Below are 22,111 nucleotides of genomic sequence, written 5' to 3' on the forward strand. Positions count from 1 at the left end.
GGGCTTGTATCGTAATATTAGGGGCTGGTTTCCCCCAGAGACTAAAAATAAAGACGAAGTACAATAAAAAAACGGAGCCCATTGGGCTCCGTTTTTATTTGAGAACGCTAGTCTAATAGCATTACTTCTTAGTAAGTTTCTCTTTGATACGAGCTGACTTACCAGAACGCTCACGTAGGTAGTACAACTTGGCACGACGTACTGCACCACGGCGTTTAACTTCGATGCTATCAACCATTGGAGAGTGAGTTTGGAACGCACGCTCTACACCTTCACCGTTCGAGATTTTACGAACTGTGAATGCAGAGTGAAGACCACGGTTACGAATAGCGATTACAACGCCTTCGTATGCCTGTAGACGCTCACGGTCACCTTCTTTTACTTTAACCTGAACTACAACAGTGTCACCTGGTGCAAATTTAGGTAGGTCTGATTTCATTTGCTCTTCTTCAAGAGCCTTGATGATGTTACTCATGTTCTTAAATTCCTAGAATAAACTGATACTAAAATAAATAGGTTACTGCTTACTTTTCATCTAAACGATACGCTTTGACAAATTCAGCCAGTAATTGTTCCTGTTCGTCAGTCAGAGCTAGGTTTTCCAGGAGTTCCGGTCTTCTTAGCCAAGTACGGCCCAACGACTGTTGTAGTCGCCAGCGACGAATGTCTTTGTGATTTCCAGACTTTAATACACTAGGTATTTCCAGTCCGTCCAACACGTCAGGGCGCGTGTAATGCGGACAATCCAACAAACCATTTGCAAAAGAGTCTTCTTCTGCTGACGCAAAGTCACCCAATACTCCCGGAACAAACCGAGACACTGAGTCAATCAACGTCATGGCTGGGATCTCCCCACCCGTCATCACAAAATCTCCAATTGACCATTCTTCGTCAACTTCAGTTTGGATGATGCGCTCATCTACCCCTTCATAGCGACCACATATCAACACTAGGTTGTCGTTCTTCGCTAATTCCTCTACCCCTTGCTGATCGAGCTTTCGACCTTGGGGAGATAGGTAAATCACTTTCGTCTTACCCGGTGATGCAGCTTTGGCAGTTTTAATGGCATCGCGCAAAGGCTGAACCATCATCAACATACCTGGACCACCACCGTAAGGTCTATCATCGACAGTGCGATGTTTGTCATGAGTGAAATCTCGAGGATTCCATGTCTCAATAGACAATAAACCTTTTTTAACCGCTTGACCTGTTACTCCGTAGTCAGTAACGCTGCGGAACATGTCTGGAAACAGGCTAATTATGCCAACCCACATCTGTTCTCTCGCTCTGTTGGTTACCAGCTACTGGATTAGAATCCAGGATCCCAGTCAACTTCGATCCGTCGAGCTTCGCGATCAACATTTTTGATCACTTGCTCTTCAAGGTACGGTACCAACCGTTCCTTTTGCCCAAAAGCATCTTTAAGATTTGCTTTCACTACCAAAACATCGTTTGAACCGGTTTCTAACATGTCAGTTACTTCACCTAAGTCGTAACCTTTTGTTGTAAACACTTTCATGCCAAACAATTCACGCCAGTAGAATTCATCTTCTGACAGCTCAGGCAGCACCGCTGGGTCGATTGCGATTTCAAAGTTAGTCAGTAGGTGAGCTTCTTCTCGAACCTCTAAACCTTCTAGCTTACACACCATACCTTTGTTATGGCGCTTCCAACTTTCAACCTTAACCTCAACCCATTTGCCCTTTTGGTTAATATACCAAGGGCTGTAATCAAAAAGGTTTTCAGGATCGTCTGTATAGGAAAAAACTTTCAGCCATCCACGAATGCCATAAGTAGAACCTAATTTACCTACAACAATTCTTTCGCTTTGGTTACTCATCGTGTCTTTACCTTTCATCGACATACTGCTTACTGAGCTAATAATTAAGCCGCTTTTTGAGCGTCTTTAACTAGCTTAGCTACGCGGTCAGAAACTGTAGCGCCTTGGCTAACCCAGTGGTTAACGCGCTCTAGATCTAGACGTAGGCCTTCTTCTTGACCTTGAGCAGTTGGGTTAAAGAAACCTACTTTCTCAATGAAACGACCAGTTGCAGCATTGCGGCTATCCGCTACTACGATTTGATAGAATGGACGCTTCTTCGCGCCGTGACGTGCCAAACGAATGGTTACCATATCGTCCTCTTTGCTTTCTCAATAATAAAAATGACCTCAGAAGCGTTTCTCTTATGAAAAACCTGAGGTCTCGTGCCAAAATAAAGCCCCGGAATTTTACTCTTATTCCGTTTCAATGCAAGGTATTTAGCTATTTTTTCACCAGCACAAACGAGAGCTTTGTAGTGTGATTGAGTTAACAGTTTGAAAAGTAACATCACAACGATGAGAAATTAAACACAACTCATGATTAAAAAACCAACAATCGTTCTATAATTTCCGCTCACAAACAAGCCGTCACTCACCGCGATAACTGACATCTTTGATAGGTTGTATTTAGGTAGAAGCTGGCGATATAAAAACGGGTTACTCACATCGTTGTGAGCAACCCGAATTTCAAAATGGGTAGAGAAGCTGTGTTAGCTAGCTCATTCTATGAACAGCATGTCAATTAGCGTCCAAATGGGTTAAAACCGCCGCCGCCCATGCCGCCACCGCCCATCATACCTTGCATATTACGCATCATGCCGCGCATGCCACCTTTTTGCATCTTCTTCATCATCTTTTGCATTTGGGTAAACTGCTTAAGAAGACGATTAACATCTTGAACTTGAGTACCAGAACCTGCAGCAATACGCTTTTTGCGTGAGCCTTTAATAAGCTCTGGACGCTGGCGCTCTTTCATCGTCATAGAGTTGATGATGGCTTCCATCTGCTTAAACATTTTGTCATCAACTTTATCTTTAACATTATCTGGGACGTTCGACATGCCTGGTAGCTTGTCCATCATTCCCATCATTCCACCCATATTTTGCATTTGGCCAAGCTGTTCACGGAAGTCTTCAAGGTCAAAACCTTTCTTTTCCTTAAACTTCTTAGCCATTTTTTCGGCTTTTTCGGTATCGACATTACGCTGTAGGTCTTCAATCAACGACAGCACATCACCCATGCCTAAAATACGCGATGCCACACGATCCGGGTGGAAAGGTTCAAGCGCGTCAGTTTTTTCACCCACACCCAAGAACTTAATCGGCTTACTCGGTAATATGACGAACCGATAACGCAGCACCACCACGTGCGTCACCATCAACCTTGGTAAGAACGACACCCGTTAATGGCAGCATGTCCCCAAACGCTTTTGCCGTGTTCGCAGCATCTTGATGCGGTCATCGCATCAACAACGAATAGCGTTTCAACAGGATCGATAGCCGCGTGAAGATCGCGAATCTCTTCCATCATTTCATGATCAACCGCGAGACGACCCGCCGTATCAACAATCAATACGTCGTAGAATTTTTTCTTCGCATGCTCAATCGCATTGTTGGCAATATCAATCGGTTTTTGATCTGCCGATGAAGGGAAGAAATCAACGCCTACATCACTCGCCAATGTCTCAAGCTGTTTAATCGCCGCCGGGCGATAAACATCGGCAGACACAACCAGTACTTTCTTCTTCTCACGCTCATGGAGCATTTTTGAAAGCTTACCAACACTGGTCGTTTTACTAGGCACCTTGCAAACCTGCCATCAAAATAACGGCAGGTGGCTGTGCGGCAAGATCTAAAGCTTCATTCGATTCGCCCATCACAGACTCAAGCTCTGCTTGAACAATCTTGATGAACTCTTGGCCTGGTGTCAGCGATTTAGACACCTCAACACCAACGGCACGTTCTTTAACGCCTTTAATGAACTCGCGGATAACAGGCAATGCCACATCCGCTTCCAGAAGCGCCATGCGAACTTCGCGTAACGTGTCTTTAATATTCTCTTCGGTCAAACGACCTTTACCGCTGATGTTCTTCAGCGTTTTGGATAGACGATCCGTTAAATTCTCAAACATTTTTTTCTCTTCGCTTAAAAATTGCGATCAATTATGGTGAGTATACCTTAGCCAGCGATCAGAGTCATACTTAACAAGATCAAATACTAATCAATACTTTTTACATATGCCGTAGCTCATTGGGTCGATGCAGGGTATAATTCAAGCTCTAAACCATAGATTTTTAGGCAAAATGGACAGTTTAATCGCAACATCTGCAGCCATTTTTTATGCGCTTGCTATCGCTACCATCATCCCAGGCTTGGTTCAACAAGTCGGGATCCGCACGAAAACTGTTCTCATCAGTGCTTCGCTAGCCCTGCTATGTCATGCCTGGTTGCTAAGTGATCTTATCCTAAGTGGCTCTGGACAAAACCTTAGCATCCTAAATGTCGCCTCACTGATTGGCTTTATTATTTCACTCTTTATGAGTGCGGCTATGATGAAAACGCGCATTTGGTTTTTACTGCCTGTCGTCTACAGCTTTGCCGCTATCAACTTATCCGTCGCGGCATTTGTACCGACCGCCTTCATTACCCATTTAGAACATAATCCAAAGCTATTGCTTCATATTGCGTTAGCATTATTTTCGTATTCCACGTTATCCATTGGGGCTCTTTATGCTATCCAACTTGCTTGGCTCGATCACAAACTAAAAAATAAGAAAGCGTTGGGCATCAACCCGAACTTACCCCCATTAATGATGGTGGAAAGGCAACTTTTCAAGATCATTTTAATTGGAACCGCTCTACTCAGTGCCACACTGATCACAGGTTTCATCTTTGTCGAAGATATGTTTGCTCAAGGCAAGGCGCACAAAGGTATCCTGTCATTCATGGCATGGGTAATTTATTCTGTACTGCTTTGGGGTCACTACCATAAGGGATGGCGTGGTAAAAAAGTGACTTGGTTTGCCATTGCTGGCGCAACATTGCTCACCTTAGCGTACTTTGGTAGTCGCTTTGTTCAAGAAATCATACTCAACTAATTCAGAATGACGCCTTGCTCACTGTTATTCAAAAGTAGCATTGACATCAAGCGTCAACTCGCTCATTAATTGACCAATACTATTATTAAAGGAACGGCTACGTTTTGGACGACATTTCGACCTAGTATTTTATTTGCGATTCTCGCAGGTCTGATTGTAATTTCCGGCTATTTTTCTGGTTCAGAGACAGGGATGATGTCTTTGAATCGCTATCGACTCAAACATCTCTCAAAAACGGGTCATAAAGGCGCAAAGCGCGTTGAACGATTATTAAATCGTCCAGACCGCCTGATAGGATTAATCCTTATCGGAAACAACCTCGTCAATATTCTCGCGTCTGCAATTGCAACCGTTATTGGCTTACGTCTTTATGGGGATGTTGGTGTCGCGATAGCAACGGGCGCCTTGACCCTTGTTATTTTAGTCTTTGCGGAAGTCACCCCAAAAACTCTGGCCTCTCTCTATCCCGAGCGAGTGTCCTTCATGAGCAGCATCTTACTCACCATTTTAATGAAGTTACTCTCTCCTCTCGTCATTCTGGTTAACTTCATTACTAACGGCTTTATTCGACTTCTTGGCATTAAAGCTAACCACAATGATGAAGACCACTTAAGCTCTGATGAATTACGTACCGTGGTTAATGAAGCCGGGTCATTAATCCCTAGACGTCACCAAGACATGCTGATTTCAATTTTGGATCTTGAACATGTCACCGTAAACGACATTATGATTCCACGTAATGAAATCACCGGTATCAACATCAATGATGATTGGAAATCTATTGTGCGCCAGCTAACACACTCCCCTCACGGTCGAGTGGTACTTTATCGCGATCAAATAGATGAAGTTGTCGGTATGCTAAGACTTCGTGAATCTTATCGTCTTATGCTAGAAAAAAATGAATTCACTAAAGAGACACTGTTGCGCAGCGCCGATGAAGTCTACTTTATTCCGGAAGGCACTCCCCTCAACGTACAGATGCTAAAATTTCAGCGTAATAAACAGCGGATTGGTCTTATCGTCGACGAATATGGCGACATCAACGGTCTTGTAACGCTAGAGGATATCTTAGAAGAGATTGTTGGTGAATTTACCACTTCTATCGCCCCAACCTTAGCTGAAGAAATTTCACCACAAGGCGATGGCAGCTTCTTAATCGAAGGCAGCGCAAATATACGAGACATCAACAAAGGATTAAAGTGGTCACTACCCACCGATGGTCCAAGAACGCTTAATGGCTTAATGCTTGAGCACTTAGAAGATATTCCTGAAAGCCATCTAAGTATCGAAGTGGCCGAGCACCAAATGGAAATTGTCGAACTAGAAGAAAACCGAATAAAAATGGTTAAGGTCTTCCCTAAAAACCATCAGTCTTGATAGACGCATTTTCATCCAGAAAAAAACGGCTCTTTATGAGCCGTTTTTTGATTGTCTACTTCAGACACACTCGCGTTAGTTTATATTTGGTCCCAGCCACTTTTCAGCTTCAAGCCTATCCCAGCCTTTGCGATCTGCATAGCTCAACAATTGATCCTCTTGAATTTGAGCTATGGCAAAATAACGCGAATCTGGGTGGGAAAAATACCAACCAGACACCGACGCTCCTGGCCACATAGCATAGCTTGTTGTTAGCGACATATTGATAGATTCTTCCACTTGAAGTAAATCCCAAAGCGGCCCTTTCTCTGTGTGCTCAGGACATGCAGGGTAACCCGGCGCAGGTCGAATACCTTGGTATTTTTCACGAATCAGATCTTCGTTATCCAATGACTCATCGGGAGCATAACCCCAAATGTCTTTACGAACACGGACATGTAAGTATTCCGCAAATGCCTCTGCTAGGCGGTCAGCAACGGCTTGAATCATAATCGCATTATAATCATCGCCATTCGCTTTATATTCATCAGCTAACTCTCGCTCTCCAATTCCGCCCGTTACAGCGAAGGCACCTATCCAGTCATGCTTACCACTGCTCTTCGGTGCAATGTAGTCTGATAGACAGTAGTTAAAACCTTTAGGTTTCTTGGTTTGCTGTCTTAGATTACACAATAACTGTTTGACTTCGGTTCGTGACTCATCGGTATATACTTCAATATCGTCATCAACGCTGGCAGCAGGAAATAAACCACAGATGCCTCGCGCCTTCAGAAGTCCTTCTTTTTCAACACGATCGAGCATATCGTTCGCATCCTTAAACAAGCGCTTCGCTTCTTCACCAACTTCTTCATGTTCAAAGATTTTCGGATACTTACCCATTAGTGTCCACGTCATAAAAAATGGCGTCCAATCGATATACTCTCGCAACGTCGCAACGTCAAAGTCATCGAAAATATGAATGCCAGGTTTTAATGGTGCTGGAGGCGTATAACTATCCCAATCAATCGCGACTTTATTGTCTCGAGCTTGCTCAAGTGTGACTGGCGCGGTTCTTGGCTTCTTACGATTATGCTGATCACGTACACGGTCATAATCAATATCGAGCTTGCTAACAAAATCTGGTTTCAACTCGTTCGACAGTAGCGAAGTACACACGCCTACCGCCCGCGATGCATTGTTAACATAGACAACGGGCTGATTGTAATTTTGTTCAATTTTAACAGCGGTATGCGCTTTAGACGTCGTGGCGCCACCGATGAGCAATGGTAGGTCAAAGCCTTGTCGCTCCATTTCTTTAGCAACATGCACCATTTCATCTAACGATGGGGTAATCAATCCTGACAGACCAATAATATCGACGTTTTCTTCTTTAGCTACCTTCAATATTTTTTCGCACGGCACCATGACGCCAAGATCGATGATCTCGTAATTATTACATTGCAGTACAACGCCAACAATATTTTTACCGATGTCATGAACATCGCCTTTTACCGTCGCAAGCAATATTTTACCGTTGGTAGAGCCCGCTTCTTTCATCGCATTAATAAAAGGTTCTAAATGTGCCACCGCCTGCTTCATAACTCGAGCGGACTTCACTACCTGAGGTAGGAACATTTTGCCTTCACCAAATAAATCACCAACCACATTCATACCATCCATTAACGGACCTTCAATGACGTGTAGTGGTTTTTCGGCATTAATGCGCGCTTCTTCGGTATCCTCAACAATAAACTCGGTTATGCCTTTTACCAACGCATGCTCTAAGCGTTTTTCGACCGACCAAGTGCGCCACTCCAGTGCACTGGCATCTTCTTCCTTACCCACACCCTTATTCGCATATTCAGAGGCAATGTCCAGCAATCGCTCTGTTCCATCATCGCGACGGTTTAAGACTACGTCTTCAACCGCTTCACGAAGCTTATCTGGAACATTGTCATAAACCTCTAACTGACCCGCGTTGACGATGCCCATATCCATACCATTTTTAAAACAGTGGTAAAGGAACACCGCGTGAATCGCTTCACGAACGTAGTTGTTGCCACGGAATGAAAACGAAACATTCGAGACCCCACCGGAGATCATGGCGTGAGGCAAATCTCGTTTGATATCTGCGACGGCTTCAATAAAATCGACGGCATAATTGTTATGCTCATCAATCCCTGTCGCAACTGCGAAAATATTAGGGTCGAAAATGATGTCTTCCGGTGGGAAACCCACTTCATCCACCAGCACGCGATAAGCTTCAGTACAAATTTCAATTTTTCTTTCACGAGTATCCGCTTGGCCCACTTCATCGAATGCCATCACAATGACGGCCGCGCCATAACGACGAATCAACTTAGCTTGCGCGACAAATTTTTCTTTGCCTTCTTTTAACGAAATCGAGTTAACGATCCCTTTACCTTGGATACATTTCAATCCCGCTTCAATCACTTCCCATTTAGAGGAGTCGACCATAATCGGTACTTTGGAGATTTCAGGCTCTGACGCACAAAGATTTAAAAATCGCACCATGCAGGCTTCAGCGTCTAGCATGCCCTCATCCATATTGATATCGATGATCTGTGCACCGTTTTCAACTTGCTGACGTGCGACTTCGAGTGCTTCATCATAGAGCTCTTCTTTGATGAGACGCTTAAAACGAGCGGAGCCTGTCACATTGGTTCGCTCACCGACGTTAATAAATAAACTGTCTTTTTCTATGGTTAGCGGCTCTAAACCTGACAACCGACAAGCCACAGGAATATCAGGTAATGCACGAGGTGTTACGCCTTCCACGGCTAACGACATCTGACGAATATGCTCAGGAGTGGTTCCACAACACCCCCCGACTAAGTTTAGAAAGCCACTTTGTGCCCATTCACCAATGTGCTCTGCCATGTCTTCAGGCGATAAATCATACTCGCCAAATGCGTTAGGAAGACCTGCGTTAGGGTGAGCGGAAATATAGCCTTCACCAATACGGGAAATTTCTTGCACGTATTGACGCAGTTCATCAGGGCCTAGCGCGCAGTTAAGACCAAACGAGATAGGATTGACATGACGTAATGCGTTATAAAAAGCTTCGGTGGTTTGTCCGGATAACGTCCGTCCAGACGCATCGGTGATGGTCCCCGAAATCATAATAGGCAAATCGACATCAAGCTCTTCAAGTACCGTTTCAACCGCAAACGCACAAGCCTTAGCGTTCAGCGTATCAAATACAGTTTCGATCAAAATAAGATCCGAACCACCTTTAATCAAGGCTCGAGTAGACTCAGAGTATGCAATAACGAGCTCATCAAATGAGACGTTGCGGTAGCCGGGATCATTCACATCGGGAGAAATTGAACACGTTCGGTTTGTCGGGCCTAAAACTCCGGCAACAAATCTTGGTTTGTCCGGGTTCTTTGCCGTCCACTCATCAGCGACTTCGCGAGCAAGGCGCGCCGCTTCGAAGTTAATCTCATCACTCAAAGATTCCATATCATAATCGGCCATCGCAATCGTAGTGGCGTTAAATGTATTGGTTTCAAGGATATCGGCACCCGCTTCTAGGTAAGCACTATGGATTTCTTTGATGAGTTCAGGTTGAGATAAAACCAAAAGATCATTATTACCTTTAAGATCGGATGGCCAATCAGCAAAACGTTCCCCTCGATAATCGGCTTCTTCCAACTTATAGCCTTGAATCATCGTCCCCATCCCACCATCAATAAGTAGGATGCGTTTTTTCAATTGAGTCTCAATCACTTGTCTAATGCTGCTTACCACAATACTGCCTCGTTCCTTGCTGTTGTAGCCATCCTATCATAGTAACTTTAGAAATCTAGACGTCTAAAATAACTTTTGAGTGCTTTATTTCCAACCAAACTAACTAAGTCCAATCTCTCTCGCAACCTTTTCATTACTTCCTATGTCATAACAAGAATAAAAACAAAACTCGACGTAAAGAAGGTCAATTGATGACTAAACGTTCTATACCTAAAAGGTATGAATTTTCAATTAGTGATTGATCTTCACTCACGACAGGAACAAAATCCTATTCACAATTTATTACAATTAAGGTGACGTAATGTCCGTTTATCAGACACTCTGTTTTTTGTCTGCAGCAGCAATGCTGATTGCATTCATCAATAGTAAGATCGGTAAAATGCAAACCACCATCGCAATTACTGCGGGAGCCATGATCCTTTCTTTAATGATTCTCATTGGAGGACAAAACGGTTGGTTCGATCTAACGGGTGTCGCCTCTAAAATGGTCGCCAATATTAATTTCGAAGACTTTCTTCTTAAAGGCATTTTGGGCTTTCTTCTGTTCGCTGGCGGCCTAGGCATAAAATTGCCTCACCTGAAAGATCAACGGTGGGAAATCACCGTATTAGCATTAGGCGCCACGCTGTTTTCAACCTTTTTTATTGGCGCTGTGCTTTATGGATTTTGTCAGTTTATCGGTGTGCCATTTGACCTAATTTACTGCTTACTCTTTGGCGCGCTTATCTCCCCGACCGATCCTATCGCCGTGCTAGCCATTGTAAAAAAACTGGATGCGCCTGAGCGAATTTCAACACAAGTAGAGGGCGAATCTTTATTCAACGATGGATTTGGCTTGGTGATTTTCGTTACGCTATACACGATAGCCTTTGGCAACGAAGCTCCCAGTGTGACCGGGGTTTCCTTACTCTTCTTGCAAGAGGCCGTCGGCGGCATTGTTTATGGTTTTTTACTTGGTCTACTGTTTCATTACCTAATAAGTGCAACGGATGACCACTCAATGGAATTGTTGCTCACTATTGGTATTCCAACTGCAGGTTATGCCTTCGCGGATGTCCTACACGTCTCTGGCCCACTATCCATGGTGGTATCAGGCATCATGATTGGCAACTGGACTCGCTATATTGGTTTTTCAAAAGAATCAGAAGAGCATCTTGACCATTTCTGGGAATTAGTGGATGAATTTTTAAATGGCGTGTTGTTCTTATTGATCGGTATGTCGATGCTGCTATTTCAATTTCATGAAGAAGATTGGATTCTTATGGCTTTCTCCATTCCACTGGTATTAGGGGCTAGATATTTAAGTGTCGCGTTATCCTACGTAGGTTTTAAACGTTACCGACGTTATAACCCATGGTCGATAAGAATACTTACATGGGGTGGCTTAAGAGGAGGACTAGCGCTTGCTATGGCGTTATCAATACCAGCAGGGGTGTGGGTAATTGAAGATAAACTCATCGACGTGAAAGAGATTATCCTCGTCATGACTTACTCTGTGGTTGTGTTCTCCATTTTAATCCAAGGTTCAACTATTACTCCTATGATTGAAAAAGCCAAGTTAGCTGAAAAAAACATGGCGAATAAAGATTCGACTCCAACTGATATTTCATCAGATAAGACTGAATAGTACATTCTATTTCAATGCATTCAGAGAGCAGAAATAACGGATAATCTTTGTAAACTCCGCTCTGCTCTCTGTCCCCCCTCAGTAACAAGCAATAAAACCAACTGAAAGAGCTGTAGAGGCCGATACCCGCGCCAACCCTAGCTACCCTATACCCTTTCAACCAGCGTTCAATGGCGGGACTAGAAAGTGGCAAACCAATCAAATGCGCAATAAACAAGAAATACGACGGGGATAACGAAAGCGCGCCAAGCCCCTTAGGGCAGCACGATGCAAAACGATCAAGTGTAAAAGTATCAGATGCAAAAAAGGCCTCATCTTTCGATGAGGCCTTTTTCTAAAGTGGCTCCCCTTGCAAGACTTGAACTTGCGACATACGGATTAACAGTCCGCCGTTCTACCAACTGAACTAAAGGGGAATTATCTGTGTTAACATCAGGTCCTAAGACCATTATTTGTTAAGCACCAAATAATGGTGCCTCGAGGCGGAATCGAACCACCGACACGAGGATTTTCAATCCTCTGCTCTACCGACTGAGCTATCGAGGCAAAAGAATGGTGCCGACTACCGGAGTCGAACTGGTGACCTACTGATTACAAGTCAGTTGCTCTACCTACTGAGCTAAGTCGGCACACTAAATTCTTTATGCTTCTGTTCGTGCTACAAATCTTTACTAAAAATCGTTGGCACCAACAAATCAAATTGTGGTGCCCGGAGGCGGAATCGAACCACCGACACGAGGATTTTCAATCCTCTGCTCTACCGACTGAGCTATCCGGGCAACGGGGCGCTATTAAACGGATTTTCCGCTCTCCCGTCAACAGGTTTTTTAAAAAAACTTCAAAAAACCGTTTAAGCGCTGCATTTTTCAGCAAAAGTAACTATTAACCCTTTCCTGCGTTAAAATCCTTTTTGAATTTTGTTACTTTTTCTAGGTATCGGCGTGATTCAGAATTTGGGTGTTTTTTCGTTAATGCCCAATAAACTTGATTAGGTTGCAAAGAATTCAAATCATTCATTGCTCGCTTTCTATCTTTGCTGAACGTATTCAATACTCCCCCGTCCCACCGTTATACGCTGATATCATGCTGTACTCGAGAGATGTTGGATGACGAACCGCCTTCAGGTAGCGATTTTTTAGGATATAAAAATAAGCCGTACCGGTATCAATATTCTGCTCGGGATTAAAAAGGTACTCTGGCGATGGTTCACCAGGCTTATTTTTAACCAGCTTAAATACGTCTCGTCCCGCCGTTTTGGGCACCACTTGCATCAAACCATACGCATTGGCCCAACTTACCGCATAAGGATTAAAGCTACTTTCCGTTTTGATGATGGCGTATATGAGGTCTTCTGGGATGTCATATTTGAGCGACGCGCGCCTAACGATATCGGCATATTGATAACTTCGTTTGCTCGCATGGTCTTTTACCATGGGGATTTCTACGTAGTACGCTTTTTTATAATCGACATTCTTTGTTTTGACTTTATTGGCAATAAGATAGTCCGCAAAGCGACTCGCACGCCACGACCATTGCATCGGTTTTTGCTCTTGGTCGACAACTTGGTTGTAAAGAAAGGGCTGCCCCTCAAGCTTAATACTGCGAGACGAGAATAAATCGACACTCGCGGGATCATCAGGAGTGAGCAAGGTTGTGACGATCGCATTTTTAAGATGCTTTTCCGGCTCAGTAGGCGAGACGGTTTCAATCGTTATCAACCCTTTGCTAAAATCGACTTCTGCGCGACTCAGGTAATTATCAATGTACTTGACGTAATTGCTTTTCCCCGCCACTTTAATCTCACGGCTACCCCAGCGCTTTTCGATATTGCCATTGAAGCTACCAATTAAGGCATCCATCGCCTTGGTATCTTTGAGGTACTGCCCTGGAAGTTCAGCAAGGTTTTTAGCAAAACGGTTGGTCGGTTCATAATTAACATCGTAAATTTTTTCAATAAATTCACGGCTGCAGCCTACTAGCAGTATCGGTACCAAGAAATAAATCAGTTTTTTCATAGTCGCTAATAAAAACACCACGCTAGGTGGTGTTTTTCAATATCCTTATTTCTTACTCTGACGGCGGCGTGTACCCATCGATCACGATGTCTTTCCCTTCAAATAGAAAGTTGACCATTTCGGTTTCAAGCAACTTTCGATGTTCAGGATCCATCATGTTAAGTTTTTTCTCGTTGATCAGCATCGTTTGCTTAGATTGCCACTGCGCCCACGCTTCTTTTGATACGTTGTCGAAAATACGTTTGCCCAAACCACCAGGGTACAGCTGAAAGTCTAACCCTTCAGCATCTTTTTGTAGTCGAGCACAGAAGACCATACGGCTCATAATGTTATCCTTAATTATATTCGTTGCAAGGCATGGATAAGCTGCTTGACTGGTGCAGCTAAGCCAACCTTATCTGGTTTAGACATGTTATACCAAAGACCTTGCGACGGTTCCATGATCATTGTAGGAAGCTGATTCAAGGTCACGATGATTGGCGTTATATCGAGATGGTAATGGCTAAAAGTATGGCGAAAAGCAATATCTGTTTCCGTCGACTGAATGACACCTTCTTCAATGTTCAGTTTATCCAAGGTCTCCTTGATATCAGCCACTTGGCTTTCAGGGAAGCAAAAAGTCCTCCCCAAATCCCAGATTGAGGACGTTGCGCTAACCAAACGTCCTCCTTGTACTTTAAAATCACAAACCATGTTTCTTTTTCTGGCTTAATCTTTTTCGGTTTTTTACCAGGAAATTCTAATTGCCTATCTTGCTTGTTAGCGACACACAGCGTTGATACTGGACACAGTGTACATTTGGGACGGCTGCGCGTGCATACCAACGCCCCCATATCCATCATGGCCTGATTATACTTATCTGTCTGTGTTGACGGTGTATGACTCTCTGCTATTTCCCACAACACGTTCTCGACTTTCTTCTGCCCAGGCCAACCTTCTACTGCAAAGCTTCTCGCTAGGGTGCGTTTTACATTGCCGTCCAAAATAGCATGGGGCAATTTATACACCGACGACAAAACAGCCGCAGCGGTTGAACGCCCAACACCAGGCAACGCATTCATGGCCTCAAGCGATTTAGGAAATTCGCCCCCATGTTCACTCATCACGATTTGTGCGGCTTTGTGTAAATTGCGAGCCCTTGCGTAATACCCAAGCCCAGTCCATAAATGAAGTACTTCATCTTGTGGGGCACAAGCTAGGTCTTCCACTGTGGGAAAATGTTGTAAAAAACGTTCAAAGTATGGAATAACAGTGGTGACTTGTGTCTGTTGCAACATAATCTCAGATAACCAAACTTTATACGCAGTTTTGTCTTGTTGCCACGGGAGAGACTTTCGTCCGTATTTTTCATACCAATCTAAAATTGAGCTTGCATAAGGCGTCACATTTCTTCTCTTTTTACTTATAATTTGCGCGAAATTGCACCACACTTATTGAAAGAAGTAAAACACTGGGAATTTCCTGAGTAATAACACTTGCACCTTGGCAAATTCTTTGGATAATTCCCGCTCTGATTATTGATTGAACAGGCAGACCAATGAGTGAAGTGACAACAAATGAATACACAGAAGATGGCAAGCTAGTACGTAAAATACGCAGTTTTGTCCGTCGCGAAGGACGCCTAACAAAAGGGCAAGAAGCCGCGATGGAAGCATGCTGGCCAACAATGGGTATTGATTACCAAGACACTTTACTCGATTGGAATCAAGTATTTGGCAACGATAACCCCGTTATTCTAGAGATTGGATTTGGCATGGGTGCCTCACTCGTTGAGATGGCAAAAAATGCACCTGAGAAAAACTTCTTTGGTATTGAAGTGCACAGCCCAGGTGTTGGCGCTTGTCTGTCTTCAGCGAGAGAAGCCGGTGTAACGAACTTACGTGTTATGTGTCATGACGCCGTTGAAGTTTTCGAAAATATGATTCCAGACAGCAGCCTAACGACGCTACAGCTGTTTTTTCCAGATCCTTGGCACAAAAAACGTCATCACAAACGTCGCATCGTACAATTAGACTTTGCGGAAATGGTGCGCCAAAAGCTTAAGCTTGAAGAGGGCATTTTCCATATGGCCACCGATTGGGAAAACTACGGTGAACATATGATTGAAATCATGAATCAAGCACCAGGCTACGCCAATACGGCGACGGACGGAGACTTCATCCCAAGACCTGAAGATCGACCTCTGACGAAATTTGAGGCTCGCGGCCATCGACTCGGTCACGGTGTTTGGGACATTAAGTTCCTCCGTACGAAGTAACACTACGCCCCATTCGAAAGCCAACATTATGTTGGCTTTTTTGTTCCTAGCCCTTTACCTCTCAGGTGTATATGAAACCAACTCAGCAAATATTATCGCAAATCGTGAGCGAAGTTCGCCCTCTTATCGGTCAGGGTAAGGTCGCAGACTACATCCCTGCACTTGCTCGTGTCGCCAATGATAAGATTGGTATAGCGGTATGCACCAATGATGGCGAGATTATTTGCTCAGGGGACGCGGAAGAAGCTTTTTCCATACAATCCATTTCCAAAGCGTTAAGTCTTACCTTGGCGATGATGCTATACAAACCAGAGGAGATTTGGCAACGGGTTGGCAAAGAGCCGTCTGGACAAGCTTTTAATTCTCTAATTCAGCTCGAGATGGAACACGGTATTCCACGTAATCCATTTATCAATGCCTAGGTGCCATTGTCGTCGCAGACCTATTACAAAGCCGCTTGTCTGCGCCTAAGCAACGCATGCTCGAGTTTGTAAGGCTACTTTCAGGTGACAATCATATTGTCTACGACAAGGTGGTTGCAGCCTCTGAAATGATGCATAGCGATCGTAATGCGGCTATTGCCTATTTGATGCGTTCTTTTGGAAATTTTGAAAATGAAGTGATCCCGGTTCTTAATAACTACTTTCACGCATGCGCATTAAAAATGAGCTGTGTCGACTTAGCAAAAACCTTTAGCTACCTCGCCAATAAAGGTCAATCGGTCCACACAAAGAAACACATTATCACGCCAACACAGACCAAGCAGCTCAATGCTATGTTAGCCACTTGTGGACTGTATGACGGAGCAGGTGAGTTTGCTTATCGAGTAGGTATGCCCGGGAAGTCTGGTGTGGGTGGCGGTATTGTCGCGATAGTTCCAGGCGAGATGACCATCGCGGTATGGTCTCCTGAACTAGATTCATCGGGGAACTCCTTAATCGGCACTCGCGTCTTAGAGATGCTATCTACTCGAATAGGTCGTTCGATCTTTTAGTGACAGCCACCAGCATGACGTGTCTTCAATAACAATAAAGCCAGCAAATATTGCTGGCTTTATTGTTATCTGTTCAATTTATTGGCCGCTTAATATTGCTGGGTAGTGCCATCAAATAGGTGCTGTTGACTATACAACATGTAGCGTTTTCCTTGCTGATACATAGTCTGAAACTCTGGTGAATCACATGTTTGCTCAGTGAGGGTGGTCGTGTTATCGCCAATTTGGTAACACGCTTCTTTCTCCCCAGACGTTGCGTTGATTCTCACCAACTTTTGTTGTGCTGCCCAATAGAATTGATTATTAACCGTAAAATCAGCCCCTTGTTGGTAATTCGAAGACAACAAACTTCGGCCAGAGAACCCACTCACTTCGCCACCTAACCAGTCCATAATCGTTGGTGCAATATCTTTGTGTGCCCCCGCGACATCTAACTCCTGTGGAGTAAGTTCTGTATTAATGCCAACCATTAAAAACGGGATTGATACATGACGTAAATCACTACGAGATCCAACCATTGTATGATCCGCGACCAGCACTAATAACGTCGGTTTTTCCGTTTGCGCTTTCAGCTTCGAGACAAATCGTTCCAAAGATTGATCGGAATAATTGACGACACTGCGGCGAGTCTCATCCGGAGTTGACTTACCGAAAGCATAATCCGATTCATTCGGTAAATAGCTATCGTGAGTCGTGCTCGAGTATTAATGACCATAAATTGAGGCTGTGAGTGAGACGCCAGCTTTTCCAAAGCAAAATCATAGATGCCATCATCCATGTAACCCCAATAATTCTGCTCTTGTCCCACGTCTTCATAATCAAACTTACCAAATGAATCCGTGAATCCCAAAGCTTGAGCAAACGCACCGACCATCCCTTTACCACTACCTTGGACAAACGTGGTGTGCCAACCTTGCTCTTTTAATACTTGAGGCAAGCATTGGTAAGGCATACTCTCCAAGCGGCTACCAGCAACGCTGCCTCCGACTGGATTGGGGTGAGAACACATTGTGGTAAAGACACCTTCCACCGTTCGAAAGCCATTCGAATAGAAACTCGTGGTGGTCAATGACTCTTCTCGAAGAGAATCGAAAAAAGGTGTGGTATCAAATTCCGACCCGTAACTTTTCATATCAAAGGCCGTCCAGCTCTCCAGCAAGACAACAATCACATCATGATCAGAAAGCGTTTCTAGCTGAGTTGATGCAGTTCGGCTAAGTTGCTGGCGCAAGCTATCCATCGCCTCTGGCGACTGTTCAGGCGTCCAACGGTGGCCAGATTTATCTTCACCAATAAGAGAATAATAGGTAATGCCATACGGAGCACTCCAAGCAATACGCGCCTGATTCACGTCACCTATTTTGTAAGCATACATGGGACTTTGTGGTTTATCACTAAATCCACCACGAACCGCCGTAACCGTCAATAAAACCCAAACTAAGGCTATTGCAATACTGTTATACCATTTGTTGGCAAAGCGAATCGCAGGAACACAACGAATAACCACATAGCTATAAATCGCCAGCAATACCACAGCAACAAGTATCAAATGACCAAACTGAGTTAAGGCAGTGCTTGCGAGTTCCAGCTCCATCCCTTTGCCAAGATGCAAGTCAACCGTTACATGGCGACTAGCTTGGCTTAAATAAATCGTATCCCCCACAGTCGTGAAGATAATCCACGTTCCGCATAGCACTAACCATACTTTATGGCAGAGCTGATGAGCCTTAGAAAACGGGGCGATAGGCAATAACAACAGAAAGCCTAAACAGGACAGCAAAAAGGAAACCGTTAGATCAAATCTCACTCCCCAAGCTGTTGCCTTAAAGAATTCTAGCAATGAGGTAGTGGTATACGAAAATTCGTACCACCCAAGGAAGGTAACTTTGGAAATCACTGCCAATAATATGAATGACAGTAGCACTCGAGAAAGAGAAAGAAACATAACGCACCTAAAAACAATATATTACAGCATCCATACTGTTAAATTATCCAAGGCGCGTATATTAATGAGCTTTTACACAGTTGTGAAGTAAGTTACTAGATTTCGAAGATCTCTAGCAGATCATTGAGGAATAGCTTCCCTTTCTCTGTTAACTGCCAAGCTTCACCAGTATCGGTAATAAATTGACGCTCTAGCGCTTCAGCAATTGGTTTTTGAATCACATCTAGGCTTAGTCCAGTCCGTGTCACGAAATCTTGCTTAGGACACGGTTCGAGTAACCTAAAACGATTCATAAAGAACTCAAAAGGGCGATCTTGTAGAGAAACGTGAACTTCGCTATCTAGGTATGGCTTAACCAAATTCAGATACCCTCTTGGATGCTTAACTTTACTGGTACGAAGGATTCTCCCATCAGTAAAGCTTAACTTGCCATGAGCACCACAACCAATCCCAAGGTAGTCACCGAAGCGCCAATAATTGAGGTTATGCTGGCACTGGTAACCATGCTGACTGTACCCTGATATTTCATATTGCTCATAGCCTGCATTCGCGAGCATTTGATGACCTTTTTCAAAGATATCCCACAAGTCGTCTTCATCAGGCAGCGTTGGTGGCTTTGAATAAAATAACGTATTCGGCTCAATGGTTAGCTGATACCAAGATAAATGTGGCGGCGCTAAATCAATGGCCTGTTGCAGATCCTCAAGCGCGTCGTCGATGGTTTGCTCTGGTAAGCCATGCATTAAATCAAGATTAAAACTGTTTAGTCCTATTTCATGCGCCAGCTTGGCGGCGGTTACCGCCTCTTTCGCGCCATGAATACGCCCAAGTCGTGTCAGCTTTTCTTGCTGAAAACTCTGCACGCCAACAGAAATACGAGTCACCCCTGCGTGCTGATATTCGGCAAAGCGCTCAACCTCGATAGTCCCAGGGTTTGCCTCCATCGTGATTTCTATATCGTCACTAAATGGTAAACGGCGCTGTACCTGCTGCAATAGCTTCGCGATATATTGAGGCTCGATCAAGCTTGGTGTGCCGCCACCAATAAATATGGAATGCAATGGACGGACATCATCTTGCAGCTGATAGCGCATGATATCGGCATCCAAGTCCTCGATGAGTGCTGTCATATACTCCTGCTGAGGAATCCCTCCCTTAAGAGCATGCGAGTTAAAATCACAATAAGGGCACTTTTGCACACACCAAGGTATATGTATGTATAGACTAAGTGGCGGTGGCACTAGCATAGCTAAAGTCCCTGTGACTGAATCAGAGAAAACAGCTCACTTAGCGCTTTTCCACGATGAGACAACTGCTTCTTCCTTACAGGCTCAAGCTCCGCTGAGGCACAGTTATCTTCAGGCACAAAAAAGATAGGATCATAACCAAAACCCCGCTCTCCCGCTCTCTCAAATAAAATTCGCCCCTCCCATTTCCCGTGGCAAACGATCGGTGTAGGGTCATTAGCATGACGCATTAGTACTAGAACACAATGAAATCGAGCGGTACGCTTAGATTCTGGCACCTCGGCAAGTTCGGTTAAAAGCTTGTCGATGTTCGTCGCATCTGTCGCACCCTCACCCGAATAACGAGCAGAGTAAATACCCGGAGCGCCGTTGAGGTAGTCAACTTCAAGACCGGAATCGTCCGCTATCGCAGCTAAGCCAGTCTCTTTTGCAGCGTGTCTAGCTTTGATAATGGCGTTTTCTATAAACGTCGTGCCAGTTTCTGCAACATCAGAGACATGAAACTCACTTTGCGCGTGCACTTCAAAACCAAAGTCCGCCAGTAAATCGGCCATTTCCCGAACTTTGCCTTGATTACCCGTCGCCAATACTATTTTTGTGCTCATATTGTTCGTCTCTATTTACGCTCCTACCGACCCGTCGGTGTGAAGCTATTTTTCTGTATAAAGCTGTTGTGAAAATGAAATCGGCCCACGCCCTTTCATTCCTGCGTCGACATCAATCGTAAACTGATAACGCTCTTCATTTGTGATACTAAACTGAGCGAGATAGTATATCGCATCGCCTTCTTTAATTTCTTTAAAATCTAATTTTTTCGTTTGCCCTATTAGATTTTTAGCCTCTCCTGTAATCTCTGCCGACATTGCTGGTTTTCCAAGGCTTGCGCGATCTAACACGCTGATGTTAACAATCGCAATTGTGTCATTTCTCTTCAGGCCATAGCTTCGCGCGACTTCTGGCGTCAAAAAAGTTGAGTTAAATACCACATAGTGTACTTCCGCATCTTTGATTGTTTTGTACTGCCCGGCATACCCCGCCGTTGAAAACACCAGTAAGACCAATAACCATACGTACTTTCTCATCACTATCTCCTTGTAAAAAAAGACCCTCATAAGAGGGTCTGAAATTCATTTGGCGTCAACACGGGATCAATCACTCTTATCTGCTTATGTCGACCCAGTTCACCCTTTTCGATACAAACCTGACTTTTGGCGACTTTACACATTTTCGCTAAGTACTTAATCAAGTGAGCATTCGCTTTGCCGTCTACTGGGGGCGCTGTAATCGCTATCTTAAACTCATTGCCATGCAGGCCAACCAGTTTATCACGACTGGCCTTGGGCTGAATGTAAACATGCAGCACTAGATCACACCCATCCCAAGCAACCGCTGACACTATAGTTTATACCAAAGTGGGCCAACGAAATCGCCCATCAGAAAGTTGGCAAATTGCAAGACGATAAATAAAACCAGCACGCTCAAATCAAAGCCACCCATTGCTGGTAAAATCCGGCGAATTGGCGCAAGCATTGGCTCTGTTAGTTGATGAAATACGAACTCGATAGGGCTTCGACCTTGGCTAACCCAACTCAAAATAGCTCGAATTAATAAGACCCAGAAAAGCAAACCGCCCGCTGCTTTTAGTAAAGATAACAAGCCCAAAAATAAGAAATCTGGACTAAAGCTAAAGTTTGCACCAGCCGCAATTAATACCAAGGCAACATACTTACCAACACATAGTAAATAAGCGAATACCACCGTCGCCAAATCAAGCCCACCTATCGATGGAATAACTCGGCGAAGCGGGGCGACAACAGGCTGCGTCGCTTTAACAATAAACTGTGAAAATGGATTATAAAAATCGGCGCGAGAGGCTTGTAGCCAAATGCGCAGAAGCACAACCATGATGTACAAATCGAACAGTGTCGACACCAAAAAACTCATTGCATTCATAAGTAACCTTTACGATTTTGTAGA

General features: G+C 44.2%; 17 protein-coding genes, 4 tRNA genes and 5 pseudogenes. 5 read left to right on the top strand and 21 right to left on the bottom strand.

All coding sequences use genetic code 11. From position 1 onward, the window contains the following. Nucleotides 1-121: 121 nt before the first annotated feature. The 5 genes and pseudogenes from rplS to ffh all read right to left on the bottom strand — a co-directional run bounded on the left by rplS (nt 122) and on the right by ffh (nt 3,952). Nucleotides 122-475: a 50S ribosomal protein L19 gene (gene rplS / locus AC0L66_RS15875; RefSeq protein ID WP_265676348.1), complete on the bottom strand. Its 354-nt coding sequence runs from the start codon at nt 473-475 to the stop codon at nt 122-124. A 49-nt stretch (nt 476-524) separates the two neighbouring features. Next, the gene (gene trmD, locus AC0L66_RS15880; protein WP_265676349.1) at nt 525-1,274 is read right to left on the bottom strand and encodes a tRNA (guanosine(37)-N1)-methyltransferase TrmD; all 750 of its coding nucleotides are present in this window, start codon (nt 1,272-1,274) and stop codon (nt 525-527) included. Between the two features lie 35 nt (nt 1,275-1,309). Further along, a complete protein-coding gene (gene rimM / locus AC0L66_RS15885; RefSeq protein WP_265676350.1) occupies nt 1,310-1,864 on the bottom strand; it encodes a ribosome maturation factor RimM in 555 nt (184 codons plus the stop codon). Between the two features lie 20 nt (nt 1,865-1,884). Continuing rightward, nucleotides 1,885-2,133, bottom strand: coding sequence for a 30S ribosomal protein S16 (gene rpsP, locus AC0L66_RS15890; RefSeq protein WP_250615891.1), 249 nt, complete (start codon nt 2,131-2,133; stop codon nt 1,885-1,887). 430 nt (nt 2,134-2,563) lie between these two features. Further along, a pseudogene (ffh, locus tag AC0L66_RS15895) lies at nt 2,564-3,952 on the bottom strand (signal recognition particle protein). Between the two features lie 172 nt (nt 3,953-4,124). Between ffh and AC0L66_RS15900 the strand changes: the two are divergent. Then, nucleotides 4,125-4,919 carry a cytochrome C assembly family protein gene (locus AC0L66_RS15900; RefSeq protein WP_265676352.1) on the top strand — a complete coding sequence of 265 codons (795 nt, stop codon included), beginning with the start codon at nt 4,125-4,127 and terminating at the stop codon, nt 4,917-4,919. A gap of 104 nt (nt 4,920-5,023) precedes the next feature. Then, nucleotides 5,024-6,296: pseudogene (locus tag AC0L66_RS15905) on the top strand (HlyC/CorC family transporter). Nucleotides 6,297-6,371: 75 nt separating this feature from the next. Here the strand turns inward: AC0L66_RS15905 and metH are convergent. Further along, a complete protein-coding gene (gene metH, locus AC0L66_RS15910) occupies nt 6,372-10,049 on the bottom strand; it encodes a methionine synthase (RefSeq protein WP_265676354.1) in 3,678 nt (1,225 codons plus the stop codon). A gap of 301 nt (nt 10,050-10,350) precedes the next feature. On the opposite strand from metH, the gene AC0L66_RS15915 reads away from it, so the two are divergent. Further along, on the top strand, nt 10,351-11,676 hold the full coding sequence (locus AC0L66_RS15915) for a cation:proton antiporter (RefSeq protein WP_265676355.1): 1,326 nt from the start codon (nt 10,351-10,353) through the stop codon (nt 11,674-11,676). 340 nt (nt 11,677-12,016) lie between these two features. On the opposite strand, the gene AC0L66_RS15920 is transcribed toward AC0L66_RS15915, so the two are convergent. From AC0L66_RS15920 to mutY, 8 genes and pseudogenes are all read right to left on the bottom strand, one after another. Next, nucleotides 12,017-12,092 (bottom strand) — tRNA-Asn (locus tag AC0L66_RS15920). A 54-nt stretch (nt 12,093-12,146) separates the two neighbouring features. After that, nucleotides 12,147-12,222, bottom strand: a tRNA-Phe gene (locus AC0L66_RS15925). Nucleotides 12,223-12,229: 7 nt separating this feature from the next. After that, a tRNA-Thr gene (locus tag AC0L66_RS15930) sits at nt 12,230-12,305 on the bottom strand. A gap of 74 nt (nt 12,306-12,379) precedes the next feature. Continuing rightward, nucleotides 12,380-12,455: transfer RNA gene (locus AC0L66_RS15935), tRNA-Phe, on the bottom strand. A 103-nt stretch (nt 12,456-12,558) separates the two neighbouring features. Further along, nucleotides 12,559-13,691, bottom strand: a pseudogene (mltC, locus tag AC0L66_RS15940) (membrane-bound lytic murein transglycosylase MltC). A 52-nt stretch (nt 13,692-13,743) separates the two neighbouring features. Continuing rightward, a complete protein-coding gene (locus tag AC0L66_RS15945; protein ID WP_473567906.1) occupies nt 13,744-14,016 on the bottom strand; it encodes an oxidative damage protection protein in 273 nt (90 codons plus the stop codon). A gap of 14 nt (nt 14,017-14,030) precedes the next feature. After that, entirely contained in the window at nt 14,031-14,267 is a 237-nt protein-coding gene (locus tag AC0L66_RS15950) for an NUDIX domain-containing protein (protein ID WP_473569281.1), read from the bottom strand. 23 nt (nt 14,268-14,290) lie between these two features. Further along, nucleotides 14,291-15,076, bottom strand: a pseudogene (gene mutY, locus AC0L66_RS15955) (A/G-specific adenine glycosylase); the annotation flags it as partial. 152 nt (nt 15,077-15,228) lie between these two features. Between mutY and trmB the strand changes: the two are divergent. Continuing rightward, nucleotides 15,229-15,948: a tRNA (guanosine(46)-N7)-methyltransferase TrmB gene (trmB, locus tag AC0L66_RS15960; protein WP_473567908.1), complete on the top strand. Its 720-nt coding sequence runs from the start codon at nt 15,229-15,231 to the stop codon at nt 15,946-15,948. Between the two features lie 71 nt (nt 15,949-16,019). Continuing rightward, nucleotides 16,020-16,942, top strand: a pseudogene (gene glsB / locus AC0L66_RS15965) (glutaminase B). 89 nt (nt 16,943-17,031) lie between these two features. Here the strand turns inward: glsB and AC0L66_RS15970 are convergent. The 7 genes from AC0L66_RS15970 to AC0L66_RS16000 all read right to left on the bottom strand — a co-directional run bounded on the left by AC0L66_RS15970 (nt 17,032) and on the right by AC0L66_RS16000 (nt 22,087). Next, entirely contained in the window at nt 17,032-17,535 is a 504-nt protein-coding gene (locus AC0L66_RS15970; RefSeq protein WP_473567909.1) for a hypothetical protein, read from the bottom strand. Continuing rightward, nucleotides 17,511-18,887, bottom strand: a complete 1,377-nt coding sequence (locus tag AC0L66_RS15975; RefSeq protein WP_473567910.1) for an LTA synthase family protein — start codon at nt 18,885-18,887, stop codon at nt 17,511-17,513. The genes AC0L66_RS15970 and AC0L66_RS15975 overlap by 25 nt, the downstream gene beginning before the upstream one ends. 95 nt (nt 18,888-18,982) lie before the next feature. Then, nucleotides 18,983-20,134: a radical SAM family heme chaperone HemW gene (gene hemW / locus AC0L66_RS15980; protein WP_265676362.1), complete on the bottom strand. Its 1,152-nt coding sequence runs from the start codon at nt 20,132-20,134 to the stop codon at nt 18,983-18,985. A gap of 2 nt (nt 20,135-20,136) precedes the next feature. Then, nucleotides 20,137-20,739 (bottom strand): XTP/dITP diphosphatase, encoded by a 603-nt coding sequence (locus AC0L66_RS15985; protein ID WP_473567912.1) that lies wholly within the window; start codon nt 20,737-20,739, stop codon nt 20,137-20,139. 45 nt (nt 20,740-20,784) lie between these two features. After that, a complete protein-coding gene (locus AC0L66_RS15990; protein WP_265676364.1) occupies nt 20,785-21,216 on the bottom strand; it encodes a DUF4426 domain-containing protein in 432 nt (143 codons plus the stop codon). A 26-nt stretch (nt 21,217-21,242) separates the two neighbouring features. Further along, entirely contained in the window at nt 21,243-21,530 is a 288-nt protein-coding gene (gene yggU / locus AC0L66_RS15995; protein WP_473567913.1) for a DUF167 family protein YggU, read from the bottom strand. Further along, on the bottom strand, nt 21,530-22,087 hold the full coding sequence (locus AC0L66_RS16000; protein ID WP_250615907.1) for a YggT family protein: 558 nt from the start codon (nt 22,085-22,087) through the stop codon (nt 21,530-21,532). Before AC0L66_RS16000 ends, yggU begins: the two co-directional genes overlap by 1 nt. Nucleotides 22,088-22,111 lie beyond the last annotated feature (24 nt).

This window comes from Vibrio sp. GJ43-1, from assembly GCF_055808835.1.

Bases quoted from the DNA above. Each gene is read 5' to 3' on its own strand.
- rplS (WP_265676348.1), bottom strand. From the start codon at position 475: ATGAGTAACATCATCAAGGCTCTTGAAGAAGAGCAAATGAAATCAGAC.
- trmD (WP_265676349.1), bottom strand. From the start codon at position 1,274: ATGTGGGTTGGCATAATTAGCCTGTTTCCAGACATGTTCCGCAGCGTT.
- rimM (WP_265676350.1), bottom strand. From the start codon at position 1,864: ATGTCGATGAAAGGTAAAGACACGATGAGTAACCAAAGCGAAAGAATT.
- rpsP (WP_250615891.1), bottom strand. From the start codon at position 2,133: ATGGTAACCATTCGTTTGGCACGTCACGGCGCGAAGAAGCGTCCATTC.
- AC0L66_RS15900 (WP_265676352.1), top strand. From the start codon at position 4,125: ATGGACAGTTTAATCGCAACATCTGCAGCCATTTTTTATGCGCTTGCT.
- AC0L66_RS15915 (WP_265676355.1), top strand. From the start codon at position 10,351: ATGTCCGTTTATCAGACACTCTGTTTTTTGTCTGCAGCAGCAATGCTG.
- AC0L66_RS15945 (WP_473567906.1), bottom strand. From the start codon at position 14,016: ATGAGCCGTATGGTCTTCTGTGCTCGACTACAAAAAGATGCTGAAGGG.
- trmB (WP_473567908.1), top strand. From the start codon at position 15,229: ATGAGTGAAGTGACAACAAATGAATACACAGAAGATGGCAAGCTAGTA.
- AC0L66_RS15975 (WP_473567910.1), bottom strand. From the start codon at position 18,887: ATGTTTCTTTCTCTTTCTCGAGTGCTACTGTCATTCATATTATTGGCA.
- hemW (WP_265676362.1), bottom strand. From the start codon at position 20,134: ATGCTAGTGCCACCGCCACTTAGTCTATACATACATATACCTTGGTGT.
- AC0L66_RS15985 (WP_473567912.1), bottom strand. From the start codon at position 20,739: ATGAGCACAAAAATAGTATTGGCGACGGGTAATCAAGGCAAAGTTCGG.
- AC0L66_RS15990 (WP_265676364.1), bottom strand. From the start codon at position 21,216: ATGAGAAAGTACGTATGGTTATTGGTCTTACTGGTGTTTTCAACGGCG.
- AC0L66_RS16000 (WP_250615907.1), bottom strand. From the start codon at position 22,087: ATGAATGCAATGAGTTTTTTGGTGTCGACACTGTTCGATTTGTACATC.